Consider the following 20,995-nt stretch of genomic DNA (forward strand, 5'->3'; position numbering starts at 1 on the left):
AAAGGCTCAGCAGCGGCGGCCACGGCCAACGGGATCGGTAAAGCGCGGGCCGACATCGCTGTCGGTGCACGAGCGGCGGCCACGGCCGTTGCCCGCCGGATCGGCACCATAGCCGCGGTCGGAATCGGTGATGCCCGAAGTGCGATACCCGGTCCCACGCCCGCCGCCGGCCGGATCGGAATAGGCGCCGACGTCCGAATCGGTGATGCCGGTGGTGACACAGCCCGCCAGGGCGGTGGTTCCGCCGAGTGTGCCGAGCAAGAACGCCCGACGGCCAATGCCGCGGCTGGTCTTGATGTCGGCGTCGGTCAGCGTGGCTTTCTTGCTCTTGGCTTCGTCTGACATGTTTCTTGTCTTTCAATAACGTGAATCAACTGGCCAAGTTTGGCCTCAGTTCACGCATTCAGTCAAGGATTTAACTTGCTGCTGCGCAGCATCGGGCGGCGACCGTTGCTGTCTTTGACGGGCCCGCCTGCTGGACAAAAGCCCGCGCAGGGGCGCGGGCTTTTACCGTGTTGATTGGGTGCGGTCGCAGCCCGGTTCAGGTGCCGCCGCGACCATTGTTCGGCTGGTCATAGACCGAGCCGTTGTCGCTGTCGGTAATCCCCGAATAGTTGCCGCCAGCTCCACGGCCCCGGCCAGCGGCGTCGGCGTACGAGCCGTCGTCGTTGTCGGTCAGGCCCGAACGGCCCCGGCCTGCCGGATCGGCACTGCTGCCGCCGTCGCTGTCGGACGCTGCCATCGCCGAGGTCGCTGCGGTCAGGGCAGCGGCCCCGCCGAAGGCGCCCAGCAGCAGCGAGCGGCGACCAATGCCGCGTCGTGTGGTGATTTCGGTTTCGCTCAAAGTTTTTCGGGATTTTTTAGCTTCGTCTGTCATCGTGGCTTGCCTCCCATTTACGGATCAATGCGCGTCACGCTATGGTCATGGCGTAATGTCGGTCAAGCTCTAGTCCGCAGACGGCGGGGAAAAAGGGAGTTTTATGATGAAAGATACTGCGGCCGCGCCCAGTCCGGCGGATTTTGTCCGGGCCATCGCACCGATTACCCCAGAGACATTTTTTGCCGAATATTTTGAAAAGAAGCATCTCGTCGTGCGGCGGCAGGACCCGGCCTATTACGCCGATCTGCTTACGGTTGCGGACATTGACCGGGTGCTGACCCAGACGATGGTCGGCGGTGACGAGATGCAGCTGGTCAAACTGGGCAAGGCGCTCGAGGCCGATGATTACGTCATGCCCTCGGGGTTCATCGACCCGGTGCGCGTGGTCCGGCATTTCGATGAAGGCTCGACAATGGTGCTGCCGGGGCTGCAAAAGCGCGTGCCCGCGCTGGCTGCCTATTGCCGGGCGCTTGAGACGGTTTTCAGCTGTGATCTGCAGACCAATATCTATTTCACCCCCGACAACGCGCAGGGCTTCAAAACCCATTATGACAGCCACGACGTGATCGTGCTGCAAGTGCACGGGTCCAAGACCTGGAACATCTATGAAAGCCCGCTCAAGCTGCCGCTGCGCAGTCAGGCGTTCAAGCCCGAAGGGTTCGAAGCCGGGGCGCTGATCGACAGCTTTACGCTGCATGCAGGCGACATGGCCTATGTCCCGCGCGGCGTCGTGCATGATGCGCGCGCCACGGATGAGATTTCCCTGCACATCACCACCGGGTTGCTGGCCCCGCGCTGGATCGACCTGCTGGTCGAGGCGGTGTCCGAGCTGGCACTGGAGGATCCGGCGTTCCGCCACTCGGTCCCGCCGGGCTATGCCAATGAAGGGTTCGAGCGGGCCGAGGCGCGCACGGTGTTTCAGAACCTGCTGACCCGCGCCATGGCCGGGATCGACCCCGACCGCACGCTGGACGGTTTCGCCCATGAATACCGACGTCGGCGCGTGCCCGTGGTGCCCGGCCAGCTTTTCCAGCTGTTCGAGTCCGAGGCGATCGAACCCGGCACCCCCGTACAGCGCCGCCCCGATCTGATCTATGCGATCAAGGTTGACGGTGACGAGGTGGCGCTGTCGGTCTACGGGGCCGAGATCGTCTTCCCCGCCCATGTCGAGGGGGCGTTGCGTGAAGCCTTGTTGCTGCCCGACTTCGTCGTCGGCGATCTGAAAGCCGATCTGGACGAGGCGGGGCAGGCGGTGATGATGCGCCGTCTGGTGCGCGAAGGTGTTTTCGCCATCGCGGGTTAAGGCGCGGAGATGGGAGACCCGATGAGTGTCTGGCTGACACTGACGCTGCATTACGCGCTGCAGCTGGGCGTCTTGCTGCGCGCGCTGACCCGGCCAGACCGCGAGCCTGCGTCGCGGCTGGCATGGATGCTGGTCATTCTGGGCGTCCCGGTGGCCGGGGCGCTGCTGTATCTGATGCTGGGCGAAGTCTCGCCGGGCCGCCGCCGCACGGCGCTGATGCAGAAGGTCCGCAAAGCGTTGCCGGTTATGGTGCCGGGCGTTGACGAGGCAGCGGTACTGCCTGCCGCGGCGCGCGGCGCCTTCGCGCGCGGTGCGGTGGTCAACGGGTTTGCCCCGGTGCCGGGGAATACCGCGCGACTGATGGGCGATTCCGATGCGGCGATTGACGCGATGGTCGCCGATATCGATGCCGCATGCTCCAGCGTGCATGTGCTGGTCTACATCTGGCTTGACGATGCCAATGGCGGCAAGCTGATGGCCGCGCTGGTGCGCGCCGCGCAGCGCGGGGTGGTGTGCCGGGTCATGGTCGACGGTCTGGGCTCGCGCCACCTTTTGCGCAGCGAGAGGTTTCGCGCGATGCAGGCAGCCGGTGTGAAGACCGGCGTGGCGTTCAGTACGCGCTGGGCAGCGGCGCGGTTGTTGCTGGGCCGGATCGACATCCGCAACCACCGCAAGCTCTTCGTCATCGACGGGCGGATCGCCTATGTCGGCAGCCAGAACTGCGCCGATCCCGCCTTTGCCATCAAGGCGCGCTTTGCGCCTTGGGTGGACATCATGCTGCGGTTCGAGGGCCCTGTGGTCTGGCAGACACAGGCGCTGTTTGCCGCCGACTGGATGGGGCAGGGCGGCGATGACATGGCCGACATGCTGGCCGCCCCCGCGCGCCCGGTCGCTGGCGGATTTCCGGCGCTGGTGTTCGGCTCGGGGCCGGATCTGTCGGTCAATGCGGTGCCGGACGTGGTCGGGCTGCTCCTGGCGGCGGCGCAGGACGAGGTGGTGATCTCGACGCCCTATTTCGTGCCGACCCAAGGGTTGCAAGAGCAGTTGCGGGCGACGGCGCTGCGCGGGGTGCGGGTGGTGCTGATCCTGCCGGCGCGCAACGATTCGCGCATGGTGGGCTGGGCGAGCCGCGCGGCCTATGCGTCGCTGATCGGCGCGGGCGTGGACATTCACGAGTTCACGCCGGGGCTGTTGCACGCCAAGACGCTGACGGTGGATGGCGGGCTGGCCCTGATCGGCTCGGCCAATCTGGACCGCCGCAGTTTCGAGCTGAATTTCGAGAACTCGCTGCTGCTGGCGGATGCCGGGGTGAGCGGCGAGATCCGCGCGCGCCAGCAGGCCTATCTTGCGCAGAGCGTGGCCGTGCGGGCGGATGTGGTTGCGCGCTGGTCCCTGGGGCGGCGGCTGATCTACAACAGTGCGGCGACGATCAGTCCGGTCTTATAAGACCAGCGACGGAAAAACCGGGCGCGCCCGTTGAACAGGGCACAGCAGGCAGCGTGTTTCAGCCGTTCACGAACGCTTAACACTTGCCTGCCAGAGTGTTGAATCGCGGCTTTGGTCACCCTATGTGCTGATCTCACCGCCTTCTGAGGAGAACCGATGAGCGAGTATGCCAGCCTTCCAGCGCCCAGTCCCGAACAGGGTCTGAACCGCTATCTGCAGGAAATCCGCCGGTTCCCCATGCTTGAGCCGGAAGAGGAATACATGCTCGCCAAGCGTTGGGTCGAAGATCAGGACACCGGGGCGGCGCATAAGCTGGTCACCTCGCACCTGCGTCTGGCGGCGAAGATTGCGATGGGTTATCGCGGCTACGGGCTGCCGCAGGCCGAGGTGATCTCTGAGGCCAATGTCGGCCTGATGCAGGCGGTCAAACGTTTTGACCCCGAAAAGGGCTTTCGCCTGGCGACCTATGCGATGTGGTGGATCCGCGCCTCGATCCAGGAATACATCCTGCGCTCGTGGTCGATGGTGAAGCTGGGCACGACCTCGGCGCAGAAAAAGCTGTTCTTCAACCTGCGCAAGGCCAAGGCCCGGATCGGTGCGATCGAAGAGGGTGATCTGCGCCCCGAGAACGTGACGAAACTGGCCGAAGATCTGTCGGTCACCGAAAAAGAAGTCGTCGACATGAACCGCCGTCTGGCGGGCTCGGATGCCTCGCTCAACGTGACGGTGGGCGGCGAAGAGGGCGCGGCCTCGTGGCAGGACTGGCTTGAGGATACCGACGCCGATCAGGCGGGCGACTATGCCGAGCGTGACGAATTCGAAGCGCGGCAGTCGATGCTGATGGAAGCGATGGACGTGCTCAATGAGCGCGAGCGCGACGTGCTGACCGAACGGCGGCTCGCCGAACCGCCGGTGACGCTGGAAGACCTGAGCAGCAAATATGGCGTCTCGCGCGAACGTATCCGCCAGATCGAAGTCCGCGCCTTCGAAAAGCTGCAGGCCCGCATGACCGAAATCGCCCGCGAAAAGGGCATGATCCCCGCGTAAGTTCGGGGGGGCTGCGCGCCCCCCCGAACCCCCCTCGCCAGAAGGGGAAGCACGCTCCCCCTTCTGGACTTCCCCCGTGGATATTTTCAGACAGAAAATGGGCTTGGTTAACAAGACCTTATCATCTGTCCCCAAGTATCCTGGGGGGTGAATGCGCGGCACGCGCAGAGGGGGGCAAGGCCCCCCTTCTTGCTACCCGGCCAACACCGGATAGAGCGTGGCGACCAAAAGCGCGGCCATGCCAAGATTGAACAGCCGCAGCGTGCGCGGATTGCGCAGCCAGCCGCGCAGGGCGGTGCCGATCAGTGCCCAGCTGGAAATGCACGGCAGGTTGACCAGTCCAAACACCACCGCCACCGCCGCGACCGACGGCCAGTCGGCGTTGGGCGCGTAGAGGGTATTGGCGGTAAGCGTCATGCTCCAGGCTTTCGGATTGACCCATTGGAACGCCGCAGCCTGCAATCCGGTCATCGGTTTGCCGGTCGCCGGGGCGCGGGCATCCGGCGGGGCGGCGTTGGCGATTTTCCACGCAAGCCAAAGCAGATACGCGACGGAAGCGACGGTCAAAACCGCGCGTGCGAGCGGAAAGGTCAGGAACAACCCCGCCAACCCAAACCCCACGATCGCCGTCATCGCCGTAAAGCCAAGCGCGATGCCCAGCATATGCGGGATCGTGCGCGCAAAGCCGAAATTTGCGCCCGAGGCCAGCAGCATCAGGTTGTTCGGTCCCGGCGTGATCGAAGCGACAAAGGCGTAAAGGGCGAGGGCGGTGAGCAGATGGGCGGGAAGGGGCATGGTTCGGGCTCTTGAAAGTCTTGCGCAACGATATCGCGTCTTTCACGGCATGGGATTGCTTATTGGGCTTTCCATGCGATAATTCCGCAATCCATGACCGAGAACGATCCCCTCAACGACAAGATATTGCGCGAGCTGACGCGCGACGGCCGGATCTCGAATCTGGAGCTGGCGGATCGCGTGGGGCTTTCGCCGTCCGCCTGCCTGCGCCGGGTGCAGGAGCTTGAGCGGCGCGGGGTGATCAGGGGCTACCGCGCGGTGCTCGATCCGGCCAAGACCGGCATAGGCTTCGTCGCTTATATCAACGTCGGGCTGGGGCTGCACACCAAGGCCGCGCAGGAGGGGTTCGAGCGCGCGATCAGCGCCGCGCCGCAAGTGATCGAGTGTCACAATGTGACAGGGAATGTCGAGTATCTGTTGCGGGTCGAGGTGGCCGATCTGGCCGCCTACAAGCATTTCCACACCGAGATTCTGGGCACACTGCCGCAAGTCTCGTCGATCACCAGTTTTGTCGTCATGGGGTCGCCCAAGGATGAACGCGCTTGACGGATACGGCCAAACACTCCCTGCCTTGAGCATGGGGGCGATTTCGTCACGAGTCCCCAGCCGAAATACCGCGTTCCAAGTCATCAACCATGAGGGAACGCCCATGCTGGCGCCGCATGCCTCTTTACCAGACCCCTCGTTAACGCTGATCGGCACGCCGCGCGCGCCGGTGATCAGGGTTTTCCGCTGGGCCGATACCGCGCACCCTGATCGTGTGCCCGAGGTCGCCGGGTTGCTGGGCGTCTCGCTGGGCCGGTCGCGGATGCACACCGATGATCTGGCGCAGCCTGACGCGGCCGAGGTGGCTTCTGACGCGCGCTATCGCCGGGCGCGCGACGCACGGGGCGAGCTGCAGACATGGACGGTCAAACGGTGAGCGCGGGCGAGCGCGACGTGGCGGTCTGGGCGAAGATCGGGCTGCTGAGTTTCGGCGGGCCTGCGGGTCAGATCGCATTGATGCACCGCGAACTGGTCGAGACGCGCGGCTGGATTGATGAGGCGCGGTTCCTGCATGCGCTCAATTTCTGCATGCTGTTGCCCGGACCCGAGGCGATGCAACTGGCCACCTACATTGGCTGGCTGCGCAGCGGGTGGCGCGGCGGGATGCTGGCGGGCGGGTTGTTTGTGCTGCCCGGCATCGTGGCGATCATGGCGCTGAGTTGGGTCTATGTGCTGGCGGGCAATGTCGGCTGGATCGAGGGGGTGTTCTTTGGCCTGAAGGCGGCGGTGATTGCGATTGTCGCGCAGGCCTTGGTGCGGATCGGGCGCAAGGCGTTGAAAACATGGGGCGCGCGGGCGATTGCTGTCGCGGCGTTTGGCGCGTTGTTCGTGTTCGGTGTGCCGTTTCCGCTGGTGGTGCTGGCGGCGGCGCTGGTCGGGTTCCTGACCGCCAAGGGGGAGGCGGTCGCGCTGCCCCCGGCACGGGTGTCGACAACAAAGGTGGCGCTGGTCTGGCTTGGCCTGTGGCTGGGGCCGGTGTTGGCGCTGGTTCTGGTGCTGGGGCGCGATCATGTGCTGGCCCAGGTGGCGGTGTATTTCAGCCAGATGGCGGTGCTGACCTTTGGCGGGGCTTATGCCGTGCTGGCCTGGGTGGCGCAGGCGGCGGTCGAACAGTTCGGCTGGCTGACCGCACCGCAGATGCTGGACGGGCTGGCGATGGCCGAGACGACTCCGGGCCCGCTGATCATGGTGACGCAGTTCGTCGGCTTCATGGCAGGCTGGGGCGCGGGTGGGTTGGCGATGGCGACGGCGGCGGCGCTGGTGAGCGTCTGGGCGACGTTTGCGCCGTGTTTTCTATGGATCTTCGCGGGCGCGCCGCATGCCGAGCGGCTGCGCGGCAACCCCGCTTTGGCCGGGGCCTTGGCGGCGGTGACGGCAGCGGTCGTCGGCGTGATCGCCAATCTGGCGCTGTGGTTCGCGATCCATGCGCTGTTCGGGCAGGTCGAAAGCGGCTGGCCGGTCTGGGCGACGCTGGACCTGTGGGCCGCCGGGCTGACAGCGCTGGCGCTGCTGGCGGCGATCGGGCTGAAAGCCGGGCCGGGGGCGCTGATCCTTGGGGCAGCGCTGGCGGGGGTGGTGTTGCGCCTGGCGGGGCTGGCGTGAACGCAGCGGCTGCGCTATCACCCGGGCGAAATTTGCGCTGGAGGCTCCCCCATGTCCGCCCATGACACCCCGATTCCGATGGTTGCGCGCCGCTCTGGCCCGCTGAAGGGCGAGGCGCAGATCCCCGGCGACAAGTCGATCAGCCACCGCGCGCTGATTTTGGGTGCGCTTTCGGTGGGCGAGACCCATGTGACGGGGCTGCTGGAGGGTCAGGATGTGCTCGATACGGCCAGTGCGATGCGGGCCTTTGGGGCGACGGTCACGCAACTGGGGCAAGGCGAGTGGACCGTGCAAGGCGTCGGCGTCGGCGGCTTCGCCGAGCCGTCGCAGGTGATCGACTGCGGCAACTCGGGCACCGGGGTGCGGCTGATCATGGGCGCGATGGCAACGACGCCGATTTCGGCGACCTTTACCGGCGATGCCAGCCTGAACAAACGGCCGATGGCGCGCATCACCGATCCGCTGGCGCTGTTTGGCGCGCGGGCGGTGGGGCGTCAGGGCGGACGTCTGCCGATGACTTTGGTCGGCGCGGACGAGCCGGTGCCGGTGCGCTACACGCTGCCGATGCCCTCGGCGCAGGTGAAATCGGCGGTGCTGCTGGCCGGTCTGAACGCGCCGGGTGAGACGGTGGTGATCGAGCCGGAAGCGACGCGGGACCATACCGAGCGGATGCTGCGCGGCTTCGGGGCTGAGGTGACGGTCGAGGAGACGGCGGAGGGCCGGGTGATCACGCTGAAAGGCCAGCCCGAGCTGGTGGGGCAGCGCGTGGCGGTGCCGCGCGATCCGTCCTCGGCGGCGTTTCCGGTCTGCGCGGCGCTGCTGGTGCCGGGGTCCGAGATCACTGTGCCGGGCGTGTCGCGCAACCCGACGCGGGACGGGCTGTATGTGACTTTGCTGGAGATGGGCGCGGATATCGTGTTCGAGAACCCGCGGGTCGAGGGCGGTGAGCCGGTGGCGGATCTGCGCGTGCGCTTTTCGCCGGGGCTGCAGGGGGTTGAGACCCCGCCCGAGCGCGCGGCCTCGATGATCGACGAATTCCCGGTGCTGTCGGTGGTGGCCGCGCTGGCGGGCGGCACGACGGTAATGCGCGGTGTGAAAGAGCTGCGGGTCAAGGAGAGCGACCGCATCGACGCGATGGCGCGCGGGCTTGAAGCCTGCGGCGTGCGCATCGAGGAAGACGAGGACACGCTGATCGTGCACGGGATGGCGTCGGTGCCGGGCGGGGCGACGGTGGAGAGCCGGCTGGATCACCGCATTGCGATGGCGTTTCTGGTGCTGGGGCTGGTGTCGGAGCGGGCGGTGACGGTGGATGATGGCGGGCCGATTGCCACGTCCTTCCCGTTGTTCGAGCCGCTGATGGCGGGGCTGGGTGCCGCGATCAGCCGGGCAAACGGCTAAGCGTATGAACCGCGCGATCAGCTGGGGCCTGCCGCTGCTGACGCTGGCGGTGTATCTTTATCTGGCGGTGTATCTGGGTCGACAGCTGGGTGCCTTGGCGGACGGGCAATTGCCGTTCGATCTGCGGGTTTTCGGCTATGATCTGCACGACACGCGCAGCTATCTGCACACGCTGCGACCGGCGGGGTATGCGCTGTATCAAGGCCCGGTCTTCTGGGTCGATACGGTGTTTCCGGCGCTGATGGGCGCGTGCTTTATGTGGTGGATGCGGCCGTTCCGGGGTGCCTTTGGCATGGTCTGCGTGCTGGTGGCGATGAGCTATGTGGCGCTGGACTGGGGCGAGAACATGTGGGTGCAGCGTTTGCTCGACAGCGGCGGTGACTGGGTGAACCCGCGCGATGTGTGGGGCGGGAGTGCGTTCACTTTGAGCAAGTTCGCGGTTGCGGCGCTGGCAGCGGTGCTGGCGGTGCGGCAGAGTGTGCGGCGGCTGCGCGGGTAGGGCCGTGCTCGGGGGCGTCGAGCCCCCTCGCGCCGGTGCGCGGTGCCCGCGCAGGGGGGCTTCACGCCCCCCTCGGCCTTTCGGCCTCACCCCCTGTGGGATATTTTCAGCATAAAGTTGATAGCTCAGGCTGGCGGGATGGCCCAGGCTTCGCCCGGGGCGAGGGCGCGGAAGCGGTCGGCGGGGATGTTCTGCTCGGCAAGGGCCTCGTCGAGGGCGGCGAGGGGGGCTTCGCGGGCTTCATCGGTGAGCTGGAAGGTGCCCCAGTGGTGGCCGATGCCCCAGCTGGCCCCCGAGAGCTGGAAGCCGTGCAGGGCTTCGGCCGGGTTCTGGTGCTGGGCGCGCATGAACCAGCGGGGCTCGTACGCGCCGATGGGCAGGATGGCGGCGCGCAGCTTGCCGTGGCGGGCGGAGAGGCTGTCGTAGGGTTTGCCACCGTCAAAGCCGGTGTCCCCGATATGCAGGATCGCCCCCGCTGGCCCCTTGATCACGAAGCTGGCCCAGAGCGCCATGGAGCGGTCGCGGGTGCCGCGCGCCGACCAGTGGTGGCAGGGTTCGAAATCGACGCTGAGCGGGCCGAGCGAGACACTCTCGCCCCAGTCGCCGGTCAGGCAGCGCAGGCCGGTAGGGCGCAGGATGGTGTCATTGCCAAGAGGGGTGATGACCACCGGATCATGCGCGGCCTTGAGGCGTTTGAGGGTGGCGAGGTCGAGGTGGTCGTAATGGTTGTGGCTGAGCAGCACCGCGTCGATGCGCGGCAGATCGTCAAAGCCGATCCCGGGGTCGATGACCCGGCGCGGACCGGCCAGCTGGGTCGGTGAGGCGCGCGGTGACCAGACCGGATCGGTGAGCAGGTTGAGCCCGGCGGTCTGGATGAGCAGGGTGGCGTGGCCGACCATGGTGATGGTCAGATCGTCTACGGCGGGCTCGGGCCGGGCCGTCGCGGGCGCGGGGAGGCGTTTGGGCCATTTCTGGCGGGTGCCGCCGAACTGCCAGCGCAGCGCATCGCGAATGCCGGTCGGGCCCTGACCCTGCGGGTTGAAAAACCGCGTGCCGTCGAAATGGTCGGTGATCGGGCCGGCGTAATAGGGGTTGCGGGGCATGTGGTCCCTCCTGTTGGTGCTATATTGGGCTGGCACCGGGGGTTTCAACCGCGCAGGGGCTGCGTTAGGCAAATCGAAACGAATGAGGGTGATGATGATCTTCACAGTCGCAGTGGATGGCCCGGCGGCGGCGGGCAAGGGAACGATCAGCAAGGCTTTGGCCGACCGCTTCGGGTTGGCGCATCTGGATACGGGGCTGTTGTACCGGGCGGTCGGGGCCAAAGGCGGCGATCCGGTGGCGGCGGCGCAGGGCCTGACGCCGGAGGATCTGGCGCGGGATGATTTGCGCAGCCTCGCGGCGGGCGAAGCGGCGAGCAGGGTCGCGGCCATTCCCGCCGTGCGCGCGGCGCTGACGCAGTTTCAGCGCGACTTCGCCCGGCGTGAGGGCGGGGCGGTGCTGGACGGGCGCGATATCGGGACGGTGATCTGCCCTGAGGCGGAGGTGAAGCTGTACGTCACCGCCAGTGCCGAGGTGCGGGCGCATCGGCGCTGGCTGGAGGTGGGCGGCGATGCGGCGCAGGTGTTGGCCGAAGTGGTCGCGCGTGATGAGCGGGATATGGGCCGGGCCGACGCTCCGCTGAGACCGGCAGCCGATGCGGTGCGGGTTGATACGTCGGCGCTGAGCATCGACGAGGCCGTGGCGCAGGCGGCGACGCTGGTGGCGGCGCGGCTGGGCTGATGGGAGGGTGGACCGCGCGGTGCCTGTGCGGGGAGGTGCGCGTGACGGCGCTGGGCGAGCCTGTGCGCGTGGGGATCTGCCATTGCCTCGATTGCCGCCGGCATCACGGGACGCTGTTTTTCGCGGCGGCGATCTTTGCGCAGGCGGCGGTGACGGTCGCTGGAGAGACCAAGTCCTATGAGGGGCGGCATTTCTGTCCGCGCTGCGGCTCGTCGGTGTTTGCGCAAAGCGGCGATGAGATCGACCTTCATCTGGGCGCGATGGAGGCGGCTGAGTCCTTGGTGCCGCAGTATGAGCTTTGGACTGTGCGTCGGTTACCATGGTTGCCGGAGTTTCCGGACATGGTTCAGATACCGCGGAACCGGGAAAGCCCTGATAGCGTAGAGGGTTGGCGAGAGATCGAAGATGAGAGCGGTTTGGATGGACGCGGTTTGAGCGGCTGACGCTTAGGCGGGGCAGCAGGGCGCGGAGGTTCCGGCGGGTTGAGAACGGCGGGCTGCCTGTCGGCACGTTCAAGGTTGCACGACGCAGCGATCCTGCCCGGCCCCGGTTGCGTGACCCGCTGCGACGGCCGCGGCACTGGCTGTGCCCCCGGTGTTCGCCGGCAAAACGATGGGACGCGACGGCGGGGAACTCGATCGGCACCTGACACGTTCTCTGAGGCAAGACCCTGCTGTCGCCGAGCTTTCCCTTGCCCCCCAATGCAGGCTATAGCGGTGCAAGCGCCAGCCCACAGGAGACCCGATGCCCGACCTCTCGCACGATTCCATGCTTTCTACGGTGATCAAGCCGGTTCACCGCGAAGGCTATCCGTTTATCGGGCTGTTCGCCGCCGTGACGTTGGTGTTGTTCCTGATCTGGCAGCCACTGGGTTGGGTCGGCGTGGTGCTCACCATCTGGTGCTACTATTTCTTCCGTGATCCTGACCGCTATACGCCGCAGCGCAGCGGGCTGATCATCAGCCCGGCGGACGGCGTCATCTCGCTGATCGAACCGGCGGTGCCGCCAGTCGAGCTGGGCATGGGCGAAACGCCGATGACCCGCGTCAGTGTCTTCATGAATGTGTTCAATTGCCACGTGAACCGCCTGCCGATCGCTGGTGAAATCACGGCGGTCAGCTATCGTCCCGGCAAGTTCTTCAATGCCTCGCTGGACAAGGCGAGCGCCGATAACGAGCGCAACTCGGTCGCGGTGCGGATCGCCGACGGGCGGCAGATCGCCGTGGTGCAGATCGCCGGACTGGTGGCGCGGCGCATCGTTTGTGACGTCAAGCCCGGCGCGGTTCTGGAGGCCGGCGAACGGTTCGGCATGATCCGATTCGGTAGCCGTCTGGATGTTTACCTGCCCGAGGGCGTGCAACCCATGGTCTCTCTTGGCCAAACCATGGTTGCGGGCGAAACGGTGTTGGCGGACCTGATGCTGGGCGAGCCTGCACGTCTGGCCGAGGTGCGTTGAGCGATGATGGATGAGCCACGCCTTGACGATGACGGCGAGGTGGCGGACCGCCGCTCGCTGCCGCTGGTGCAATTGATCCCCAATCTGGTGACATTGCTGGGGCTGTGCGCCGGACTGACCTCGATTCGCTACGCGCTGGACGGCTGGTATCAGACCGCCGCGGCGTTGATCGTTCTGGCGGCCTTGATGGACGGGATGGATGGGCTGTTGGCGCGCAAGCTGAACGCGTCCAGCCATTTCGGAGCCGAGCTTGATTCGCTCAGCGACTTCGTCTGCTTCGGGGTCGCGCCGGGGATCTTCGTCTTTCACTTCGTTGCGCAGGACTGGCCGGGCACCGGCTGGCTTTTGGTGCTGGTTTACGTGCTGTGCGCCTGCCTGCGGTTGGCGCGTTTCAACGTGAACCGCAACGCGCCGCCACCGCCGGGCCGGGCGCATTTCATCGGGGTTCCGGCACCCGCCGGGGCGCTGTTGGGGCTGTTGCCGGTCTATCTTTCGCTTTCAGGCTGGGTTCAGACCGAACATTGGCCGGTGCTGTCGTCGCTCTATATGGCGGCAATCGGTTTGTTGATGATCTCGCGCCTGCCAACCCCGTCGCCCAAGGCCTGGCGCGTGCCGCGCAAGCGCGCGGTGCTGGTATTGGTAGGCGTCGCGGTTTTTGCCGGCGCTTTGGCGACCAAGCCGTGGACTGTGCTGGTGCTGACCGATCTGGCCTATCTGGTGGTGCTGGCCTGGGGCAGTTGGCGCGACCGTCGTGCGTTGGCGTAAAAACCGTCACATAGGCGCTTGACCTCACCGATGGGTGTCGGTATTGCACCCCTCATGCGCGGTTGTAGCTCAGTTGGTTAGAGTACCGGCCTGTCACGCCGGGGGTCGCGGGTTCGAGCCCCGTCAACCGCGCCACTTTCTTCCTCAGGGCCCCTTATGGGGCCTTTCTTTTTGCGCTGTTTCCCGCTGGGTTGCGTAAAATCAAAGGTATGGCGCGCGTTGTGCGCGGCTGCGTCGACGGACCTACGATCCCGTCCCACGTTCGACCGGGGACTGTCGGGGACGCTGTGGACCCGGGGCTCTCGCACCGCCAAGCCCGCGCCATGGTTGCAGGCCGACAGGGCAGGGCCATGGGCGTCTAGTTGCAGCGCAATCGCAGGAATTATCCAGTCATGGCCGGGGTTTGGCATGCACCAGGGCTGTCGGGCGTGTGGGACCGCGACGTCAGAAAACTTTGCGCAAGTTTTGCCGTTTTCGCGCTTGACGCCCTGCGCCGGACCCCATAGATCACCCTCATCGCGCGGTTGTAGCTCAGTTGGTTAGAGTACCGGCCTGTCACGCCGGGGGTCGCGGGTTCGAGCCCCGTCAACCGCGCCACTTTCCTTAGATTTGAATGATAATCCTCCCCTCTGGGGGGATTTTTTCGTTCTGGGATCCTTCTTCCTTCAACGCATTCTTAACCGTCGGGCCTTAGCCTTGGGTGACGCTTGCGTATAGAAAGGAGGACGTTTCAAACAGCTGGCAGCCGCAGCCCCGCAGGGCAGACCTTTCGCTTGATCCGACGCTGGGATAGCGTGCGGGCGAAACGGCTAGTCGGGGACGAACATGATCGCTGTCGAGGGATACCAGGGGCTGCGCGTGGGCGTGTTGGGGCTGGGACGGTCGGGTTTGGCGACCTGTGCGGCGCTGATGGAGGGCGGAGCCGAGGTCTGCGCCTGGGATGACAGCCCCGAGGCACGCGACAAGGCGAATGCCGAGGGCTACGGCACGGTCGATCTGACCAAGCAGGGCACGGTCGAGGGGCTGGATGCGCTGATCACCTCGCCGGGGATCCCGCATCTGTATCCCGCGCCGCATCCGGTGATCGCAGCCGCCTTGGCGGCCGGTGTGCCGGTGGACAATGATATATCGTTGTTCTTCCAGTCGCTTGAGAATCGCGATGAGCCGCCCAAGGTGATCTGCGTCACCGGCTCGAACGGCAAATCGACCACCACCGCGCTGATTGCGCATCTGCTGACGGTGGCGGGACGCGATGTGCGGATGGCGGGCAACATCGGGACAGGTGTGCTGTCGATCGAATTGCCGGGCGAGGGGGGCGTGGTGGTGCTGGAGCTTAGCAGCTACCAGACCGACCTTGCGCGTCGCTTGGCCCCGGATGTAGCGGTGTTCACCAATCTGAGCCCCGATCATCTGGACCGCCACGGTGGTATGGGCGGCTATTTCGCTGCCAAAAAGCGGCTGTTCACCGAGGGAGCACCCGCACGGGCGGTGATTGGCGTTGATGAGGTGGAGGGGCAATACCTGGCCACCCAACTGGCGCAAAGCGTCGATGATACGCGGGTGATCCGGGTGTCGTCAGGGCAAAAACTGAACGGGCCGGGCTGGTCAGTCTCGGCGCGCAAGGGGTTCTTGTCGGAATGGCGCGGCGGCAAACAGGCGCATTCGATTGACCTGCGGCCGATGGCGGGACTCCCGGGTGCTCATAACCACCAGAACGCCTGTGCCGCCTACGCAGCCGTGCGCGCATTGGGATTGGCCCCGCGTCAGATTGAGGCGGGGCTGGCGAGCTTCCAAGGCCTGCCGCATCGCAGCCAGCTGATTGGCGAAAAGGATGGCGTGGCTTTCGTCAACGATTCCAAGGCGACGAATGTGGACTCGGCGGCCAAGGCGCTGCAGGCATTCCCCAAGATCCGCTGGATTGCCGGCGGTCTGGGCAAAGAGGGCGGCATTGCCGCGCTAACCCCGCATCTGGGCGCGGTGCGCAAGGCCTATATGATCGGCCACTCGGCGCGCGACTTTGCGCTTCAGCTGGGCGACACGCCGCATGAGATCTGCGAAACGATGGAGCGTGCTGTGGCGCGCGCGGCCGAAGAGGCCGAACCGGGGGATGTTGTGTTGCTGGCCCCAGCCGCGGCAAGCTTTGATCAATACCCGAATTTCGAGAAACGCGGCGAGGCTTTTGCAGCGCTTGTGCAGGACCTGCTGGGGCGCTAAGGCGGCGGACGGGGCGTGAAGCCTGCGGATTTTCCGGCAATCAGGGGCGGGCGCATGGCGGTTGAGGCGGAAACGGGTCTGGCCGAAGAGGGCGACAGCCTCAAAGGCTTTCTTCTGGCGCTCTCGGCCTATCTGCTGTGGGGCATCCTGCCGCTGTACCTGTCGTTGTTCGACAGCGTCGGGCTGGTCGAGGTGCTGGCGCACCGGGTGATCTGGTCGGTGCCAGTGGCGCTGATGATCCTGTTAGGACTGGGCCGAACCGGCGATCTGCGGCGCGCGCTGGTCTCGCCGCGGCTGCTGGCCATGGCCGGGCTGACCGCAATGCTGGTGACGGTGAACTGGGGCGTTTACCTTTACGCGATCCAGACCGATCAGGTCCTGGACGCGGCGCTGGGTTATTACATCAACCCGCTGTTCTCGGTCTTTCTGGCCGCCGTTTTCCTGCGCGAGCGGTTGAGCCTGTGGCAAGGGCTGGCCGTGGCGCTGGCCGTCGCGGCGGTGGTTGTCCTGACAGTCGAGGCGGGGCGTCTGCCGCTGATTTCCTTGGCGTTGACGGGCAGTTGGGGGCTGTATGCTTTTTTCAAGCGCGCGCTGCCGATCGGGCCAAATCAAGGGTTTACGCTGGAGGTGATCCTGCTCAGCCCGGTGGCGCTGGCCTATCTGGCGTGGCTGTGGTCGCAAGGCTCGATGAGCTTTGGGTACGCGGGTGCTGGGTTGACCGCATTGCTGATGGGCGCGGGTGTGATCACAGCGGTGCCGCTGATGCTTTATGCCAACGGGGCGAAACGGCTTACGCTGAGCACGATGGCGTTGATGCAATACATCGTGCCAACGCTGGTGTTTCTGGCGGCCGTGTGGGTGTTCGGCGAGACGTTCGACGGGGCAAAGCTGATCGCGTTTCCGATGATCTGGGCGGCTCTGGTGGTCTATACCATCGACACATTGCGCCGCCGCCGCTGATCCGCAACGCCGAGACTCGCCGATGTGATCGCAAGTCTCTGGCCAAGATTCCGCATTCGCGCTATTCTTGCCTGAAGACCCGGCAAACGGGCTTATAACAGGCAAAGTGAGCAGACCCCCATGACGGAAATGGTTCATGGCAGCATGCCCGCCCATGTGGGCGAGCCGGTGCTGTCGCGTTGGTGGCGCACGGTAGATCGTTGGACGATTTCGAGCGTCCTGTTGCTTGTCGCAGTTGGATTGCTGCTGGCTCTGGCCTCGTCGCCGCCGCTGGCCGCGCGCAACCATTTGCCCCCGTTCCATTATTTCGAGCGACACGCGATCTACGCGGGTCTGAGCGTCACAGTGATGCTCTTCGTCTCGATGCGTAATCCAGAAACGATCCGCCGATGGGGTGTGCTGGGCTTTGGCCTTGGATTTGCGACGCTGCTGGCGTTGCCCGTGATCGGCACCGACTTTGGCAAGGGCGCCGTGCGCTGGCTGAGCCTTGGGTTCACAAGCGTCCAGCCGTCGGAATTTGTCAAACCCTGTCTGGCGGTGACGGCCGCCTGGCTGCTGGCGGCGGGGCAGGATCTGAACGGACCGCCGGGTCGGCTGCTGTCGCTGGGCGTTGTGCTGACCACCGTCGGTCTGTTGGTGATCCAGCCGGATTTCGGCCAGTCGGTGCTGGTGCTGTTTGGCTGGGGTGCGATGTATTTCGTCTCGGGCGCGTCGATCGTGATCATTCTGGGGCTGGCCGCCGCGGCGGTGAGCGGCGGGTTCGTCGCCTATATGTTCTCGGAGCACTTCGCGCGCCGGATTGACGCCTTTCTGTCGTCGGAGCTGGATGCACGCTCACAGCTGGGCTATGCGACCTCGGCCATTCAAGAGGGCGGGTTGTTCGGGCTGGGCGTGGGCGAAGGGCAGGTGAAATGGCAGCTGCCCGATGCGCATACCGACTTTGTGATCGCCGTCGCGGCCGAGGAATACGGCTTCATGATGGTGTTGATCATCATCACGCTTTACGCGGTGATCTGCCTGCGCGCCCTGTCGCGCCTGACGCGTGAGCGCGATCCGTTCATCCGGCTGGCCGGAACCGGTCTGGTGGCGATGATCTCGGCGCAGGCGATGATCAACATGGGCGTGGCCGTGCGGCTGCTGCCTGCGAAGGGGATGACGCTGCCGTTTGTCAGTCAGGGCGGCTCGTCGCTGCTGGCGATGGGGCTGATGGTGGGCATGCTGCTGGCCTTGACGCGCACACGGCCGCAGGGTGAAATCGGCGATCTGATGCAAACACGGGGGCGATAATCATGGCTAACCCGGCAGGAAAGGCCCCGCTTGCGGTCATCGCGGCAGGTGGGACCGGGGGGCATATGTTCCCGGCGCAGGCATTGGCCGAAGAGCTACTGGCGCGCGGCTGGCGCGTCGTTTTGTCTACCGACGCGCGCGGCGCGCGGTACGCGGGCGGGTTTCCCGATGCGGTCGAGCGCCGCGTCGTCGGCTCGGCGACCTTTGCGCGCGGTGGCGCGGTGGCGAAGCTGGCGGTGCCCTTTCGTATTCTGGGCGGCGTGGTCAAGGCGGTCGCGGGCATGGTTTCCGACCGGCCCGCTGTGGTGGCGGGGTTCGGCGGGTATCCGTCGATCCCGGCCCTGACAGCAGCGACCGTGTTGCGCATTCCACGGCTGATCCACGAACAAAACGGCGTGCTGGGCCGGGTGAATGAGCTGTTCGCCAAGCGTGTTTCGGCTGTCGCCTGCGGCACCTGGCCGACGGTACTGCCCAAGGGCGTTGCCGGGCACCAGATCGGCAACCCGGTGCGGGGCGCGGTGCGTGAACGCGCGGCGTCGCCCTATATCGAGCCGGGCAATTATCCGATGTCGCTGGTGATCATTGGCGGCTCTCAGGGCGCGCGCGTCCTGTCGGACGTGGTGCCGGCGGCGCTCGCCGGTTTGCCTGACAGTCTGCGCCAGCATGTGCGCGTGGCGCATCAGGCGCGACCCGAGGATCTGGACCGGGTGGCGGCGGCCTATGAGGCCGCGGGCATTCCGGCCGAGGTCGAGCCGTTCTTCGCTGACATCCCGCGCCGGTTTTCCGAAGCGCAGCTGGTGATTTCACGCTCGGGCGCGTCGACGGTGGCGGATCTGACGGTGATCGGCCGGCCGTCGATTCTGGTGCCCTATGCCGCCGCGATCCGCGGTGAGCAGGAGGCCAACGCGCGCGGTCTGGTTGAGGCCGAGGCGGCGGTGTTGATGCCCGAAAGCATGTTCACGCCCGAGGCGCTGGCGGCGACGATTTCGACGATCCTGACCACCCCGCAGGCTGCCGCGCGCATGGCGCGCGCCGCGACGCGGCTGGGCTTGCCCGACGCTGCGATGGCGCTGGCCGATCTGGCCGAGCGCCTCGCCGGTCCCCCCGAACACTGAGAGTTCCGATGACGCGCTTGATGCTTCCGCCGGGTCTGGGCCCGATCCATTTCATCGGCATTGGCGGGATCGGCATGTCCGGTATCGCCGAAATCCTGCTCGGCGAGGGCTTCGCCGTACAGGGCTCGGACGCCAAGGGCAGTGCGATCACCGAACGGCTGGCCGGTCTGGGTGCGGTGATTCATGTCGGGCATGATGCGGCGCACGTGGCGGGGGCGGCGGTGATCGTCGCCTCGACCGCCATCAAGCCCAGCAACCCCGAGATGGCCGAGGCGCGGCGTCTGGGTCTGCCGGTGGTGCGGCGGGCGGAAATGTTGGCCGAACTCATGCGCTTGCGGCGCAATATTTCCATCGCCGGGACGCATGGCAAGACGACGACCACCACGATGATGGCGGCGATGCTGGACGCGGGCGGGTTCGATGCGACGGTGGTCAACGGCGGGGTGATCCACGCGTACGGCTCGAACGCGCGGGCTGGGGCGGGCGAGTGGATGGTGGTCGAGGCGGATGAGAGCGACGGCTCGTTCAACCTGTTGCCGACGCAGATTGCCGTGGTGACCAACATCGACCCGGAACATCTTGAACACTGGGGCTGCTTCGACGCCCTGCGCGCCGGGTTCGACCGCTTTGTGCAGGGTATTCCGTTCTATGGATTGGCGGTGCTGTGTACGGATCATGCCGAAGTCGCTGCGCTGGCCGAACGGGTGCATGACCGGCGGGTTGTGACCTTTGGTTTCAACGCCCGTGCTGACGTGCGGGCTGAGGGGCTAAGGTACGAAAAGGGACAGGCCGTTTTCGATATTGCGCTGGGACATGGTGCCGAATGTCGGAAAATTGAAAGTCTGACACTTCCGATGCCGGGTGATCATAACGTGTCGAACGCGCTGAGCGCGGTGGCGGTGGGGCTGCATCTGGGGATGAGCGACGACGCCATCCGCGCCGCATTGGCCGGGTTCGCCGGGGTCGGGCGGCGGTTTACGCGGGTCGGTGAGGTGAACGGCGTCACGGTGATCGACGATTACGGCCATCATCCGGTGGAAATTGCGGCTGTTATCAAGGCCGCACGGCAGGCGCTGGGGGGCACGGGGCGGGTGATCGCCGTGCACCAGCCGCACCGCTACACGCGGCTGAGCGCGCTTTTCTCTGACTTCACCACCTGTTTTGACGGTGCCGATGTCGTGGCCATCGCCGAGGTCTATTCGGCGGGCGAAGAGCCGATTGCCGGGGCGGATCGCGACAGCCTTGTCGCGGCGATCACGGCGCATGGCCACAAATCCGCCCACGCGCTTCTGCGCGAGGCGGATCTGGAGGCATTGGTGCGGGCCGAGGCGCAACCGGGTGACATGGTGGTCTGTCTGGGCGCCGGGACGATCAGCGCCTGGGCGCAGGCGCTGCCGGGGCGGCTGGCCGAGGGGTGAGCGTCTGCCTTGTTTTTAAGGGGGAGCCGGGCATACTCAGCCAACGGCAACCTGAGGAGGACGCATGGAAATACTGGTCTTTGGTTTTGGCGCGCTGTGTTGCGGGGGCATCCTGGGCGGTCTGTTGGCGCGGTTCGCCTCGCCGCGCGCCGCGATGATCGGCGGGCTGGCTTTGGCTGTGGCGGCGGCGGTATCGCTGCTGATCGGCGCGGGGCAGCAGGGATGGGATGGCATGGGCTATACCATCGTGGGCGCGCTGTTGCTCGCCCCTATGGCGCTGGCGACGACAGCGGTTGGCGCGCTTGCGTGGTTTGGGCGGCGACGGGCACGCGCTGCTGCCAGACGCGCCACAGATCCAGAGCGGCGTTGACTGACAGGCCGATGACGACGGCCACGGCCATGAGCCGGCCATCATAGACACCGGCATTCAGGCCGATAAGAACGACAGAGCAAGCGACCGCTGCCGCAACGAGAGTGGGCATC

General features: G+C 65.9%; 22 protein-coding genes and 2 tRNA genes. 20 read left to right on the top strand and 4 right to left on the bottom strand.

Annotated elements, in window-relative coordinates:
* Positions 1-6: 6 nt before the first annotated feature.
* Together EAE28_RS24000 and EAE28_RS22530 are read right to left on the bottom strand one after the other, a co-directional pair.
* A complete protein-coding gene (locus tag EAE28_RS24000; protein ID WP_181954514.1) occupies positions 7-345 on the bottom strand; it encodes a hypothetical protein in 339 nt (112 codons plus the stop codon).
* Between the two features lie 196 nt (positions 346-541).
* Complete coding sequence (locus EAE28_RS22530) at positions 542-844, bottom strand: hypothetical protein (protein WP_127110554.1); 303 nt, start codon at positions 842-844, stop codon at positions 542-544.
* A 139-nt stretch (positions 845-983) separates the two neighbouring features.
* Between EAE28_RS22530 and EAE28_RS22535 the strand changes: the two genes are divergently transcribed.
* From EAE28_RS22535 to rpoH, 3 genes are all read left to right on the top strand, one after another.
* Entirely contained in the window at positions 984-2,183 is a 1,200-nt protein-coding gene (locus EAE28_RS22535) for a cupin domain-containing protein (protein WP_164736754.1), read from the top strand.
* Between the two features lie 21 nt (positions 2,184-2,204).
* Positions 2,205-3,629 (top strand): cardiolipin synthase, encoded by a 1,425-nt coding sequence (cls, locus tag EAE28_RS22540; protein WP_127110558.1) that lies wholly within the window; start codon positions 2,205-2,207, stop codon positions 3,627-3,629.
* A gap of 156 nt (positions 3,630-3,785) precedes the next feature.
* The gene (gene rpoH / locus EAE28_RS22545) at positions 3,786-4,676 is read left to right on the top strand and encodes an RNA polymerase sigma factor RpoH (protein ID WP_127110560.1); all 891 of its coding nucleotides are present in this window, start codon (positions 3,786-3,788) and stop codon (positions 4,674-4,676) included.
* Between the two features lie 192 nt (positions 4,677-4,868).
* On the opposite strand, the gene EAE28_RS22550 is transcribed toward rpoH, so the two are convergent.
* Positions 4,869-5,471 (bottom strand): LysE family translocator, encoded by a 603-nt coding sequence (locus tag EAE28_RS22550; RefSeq protein WP_127110561.1) that lies wholly within the window; start codon positions 5,469-5,471, stop codon positions 4,869-4,871.
* 93 nt (positions 5,472-5,564) lie between these two features.
* On the opposite strand from EAE28_RS22550, the gene EAE28_RS22555 reads away from it, so the two are divergent.
* From EAE28_RS22555 to EAE28_RS22575, 5 genes are all read left to right on the top strand, one after another.
* Positions 5,565-6,017, top strand: a complete 453-nt coding sequence (locus tag EAE28_RS22555; RefSeq protein WP_127110563.1) for an Lrp/AsnC family transcriptional regulator — start codon at positions 5,565-5,567, stop codon at positions 6,015-6,017.
* A 103-nt stretch (positions 6,018-6,120) separates the two neighbouring features.
* On the top strand, positions 6,121-6,393 hold the full coding sequence (locus tag EAE28_RS22560) for a hypothetical protein (protein WP_127110565.1): 273 nt from the start codon (positions 6,121-6,123) through the stop codon (positions 6,391-6,393).
* Positions 6,375-7,619 carry a chromate efflux transporter gene (chrA, locus tag EAE28_RS22565; protein WP_127110567.1) on the top strand — a complete coding sequence of 415 codons (1,245 nt, stop codon included), beginning with the start codon at positions 6,375-6,377 and terminating at the stop codon, positions 7,617-7,619. The genes EAE28_RS22560 and chrA overlap by 19 nt, the downstream gene beginning before the upstream one ends.
* A gap of 51 nt (positions 7,620-7,670) precedes the next feature.
* Positions 7,671-9,017, top strand: coding sequence for a 3-phosphoshikimate 1-carboxyvinyltransferase (gene aroA / locus EAE28_RS22570; RefSeq protein WP_127110569.1), 1,347 nt, complete (start codon positions 7,671-7,673; stop codon positions 9,015-9,017).
* Between the two features lie 4 nt (positions 9,018-9,021).
* On the top strand, positions 9,022-9,516 hold the full coding sequence (locus EAE28_RS22575; protein ID WP_127110571.1) for a hypothetical protein: 495 nt from the start codon (positions 9,022-9,024) through the stop codon (positions 9,514-9,516).
* A gap of 125 nt (positions 9,517-9,641) precedes the next feature.
* On the opposite strand, the gene EAE28_RS22580 is transcribed toward EAE28_RS22575, so the two are convergent.
* Positions 9,642-10,619 (bottom strand): MBL fold metallo-hydrolase, encoded by a 978-nt coding sequence (locus EAE28_RS22580; RefSeq protein ID WP_127110572.1) that lies wholly within the window; start codon positions 10,617-10,619, stop codon positions 9,642-9,644.
* Positions 10,620-10,713: 94 nt separating this feature from the next.
* On the opposite strand from EAE28_RS22580, the gene EAE28_RS22585 reads away from it, so the two are divergent.
* From EAE28_RS22585 to EAE28_RS22640, 12 genes are all read left to right on the top strand, one after another.
* The gene (locus EAE28_RS22585; RefSeq protein WP_127110673.1) at positions 10,714-11,298 is read left to right on the top strand and encodes a (d)CMP kinase; all 585 of its coding nucleotides are present in this window, start codon (positions 10,714-10,716) and stop codon (positions 11,296-11,298) included.
* A complete protein-coding gene (locus EAE28_RS22590) occupies positions 11,298-11,741 on the top strand; it encodes a GFA family protein (protein WP_127110574.1) in 444 nt (147 codons plus the stop codon). The genes EAE28_RS22585 and EAE28_RS22590 overlap by 1 nt, the downstream gene beginning before the upstream one ends.
* Positions 11,742-12,042: 301 nt before the next feature.
* A complete protein-coding gene (locus tag EAE28_RS22595; RefSeq protein ID WP_246022566.1) occupies positions 12,043-12,753 on the top strand; it encodes a phosphatidylserine decarboxylase in 711 nt (236 codons plus the stop codon).
* Positions 12,754-12,759: 6 nt separating this feature from the next.
* Positions 12,760-13,518, top strand: coding sequence for a CDP-diacylglycerol--serine O-phosphatidyltransferase (gene pssA / locus EAE28_RS22600; RefSeq protein ID WP_127110576.1), 759 nt, complete (start codon positions 12,760-12,762; stop codon positions 13,516-13,518).
* Between the two features lie 58 nt (positions 13,519-13,576).
* Positions 13,577-13,653: transfer RNA gene (locus EAE28_RS22605), tRNA-Asp, on the top strand.
* Positions 13,654-14,038: 385 nt separating this feature from the next.
* Positions 14,039-14,115: transfer RNA gene (locus tag EAE28_RS22610), tRNA-Asp, on the top strand.
* A 228-nt stretch (positions 14,116-14,343) separates the two neighbouring features.
* The gene (murD, locus tag EAE28_RS22615; RefSeq protein WP_127110578.1) at positions 14,344-15,732 is read left to right on the top strand and encodes a UDP-N-acetylmuramoyl-L-alanine--D-glutamate ligase; all 1,389 of its coding nucleotides are present in this window, start codon (positions 14,344-14,346) and stop codon (positions 15,730-15,732) included.
* Positions 15,733-15,786: 54 nt separating this feature from the next.
* Positions 15,787-16,692, top strand: coding sequence for an EamA family transporter RarD (rarD, locus tag EAE28_RS22620; RefSeq protein WP_127110580.1), 906 nt, complete (start codon positions 15,787-15,789; stop codon positions 16,690-16,692).
* 120 nt (positions 16,693-16,812) lie between these two features.
* Complete coding sequence (locus EAE28_RS22625) at positions 16,813-17,979, top strand: FtsW/RodA/SpoVE family cell cycle protein (RefSeq protein ID WP_127110582.1); 1,167 nt, start codon at positions 16,813-16,815, stop codon at positions 17,977-17,979.
* A 2-nt stretch (positions 17,980-17,981) separates the two neighbouring features.
* Positions 17,982-19,094, top strand: coding sequence for a UDP-N-acetylglucosamine--N-acetylmuramyl-(pentapeptide) pyrophosphoryl-undecaprenol N-acetylglucosamine transferase (locus EAE28_RS22630; RefSeq protein ID WP_127110584.1), 1,113 nt, complete (start codon positions 17,982-17,984; stop codon positions 19,092-19,094).
* Positions 19,095-19,102: 8 nt separating this feature from the next.
* Positions 19,103-20,512: a UDP-N-acetylmuramate--L-alanine ligase gene (gene murC / locus EAE28_RS22635; RefSeq protein ID WP_127110586.1), complete on the top strand. Its 1,410-nt coding sequence runs from the start codon at positions 19,103-19,105 to the stop codon at positions 20,510-20,512.
* 64 nt (positions 20,513-20,576) lie between these two features.
* Entirely contained in the window at positions 20,577-20,882 is a 306-nt protein-coding gene (locus EAE28_RS22640) for a hypothetical protein (RefSeq protein WP_127110588.1), read from the top strand.
* Positions 20,883-20,995 lie beyond the last annotated feature (113 nt).

Origin of the sequence: Pararhodobacter zhoushanensis, from assembly GCF_003990445.1 — a bacterium.
Classification (GTDB): Bacteria; Pseudomonadota; Alphaproteobacteria; order Rhodobacterales; family Rhodobacteraceae; genus Pararhodobacter; species Pararhodobacter zhoushanensis.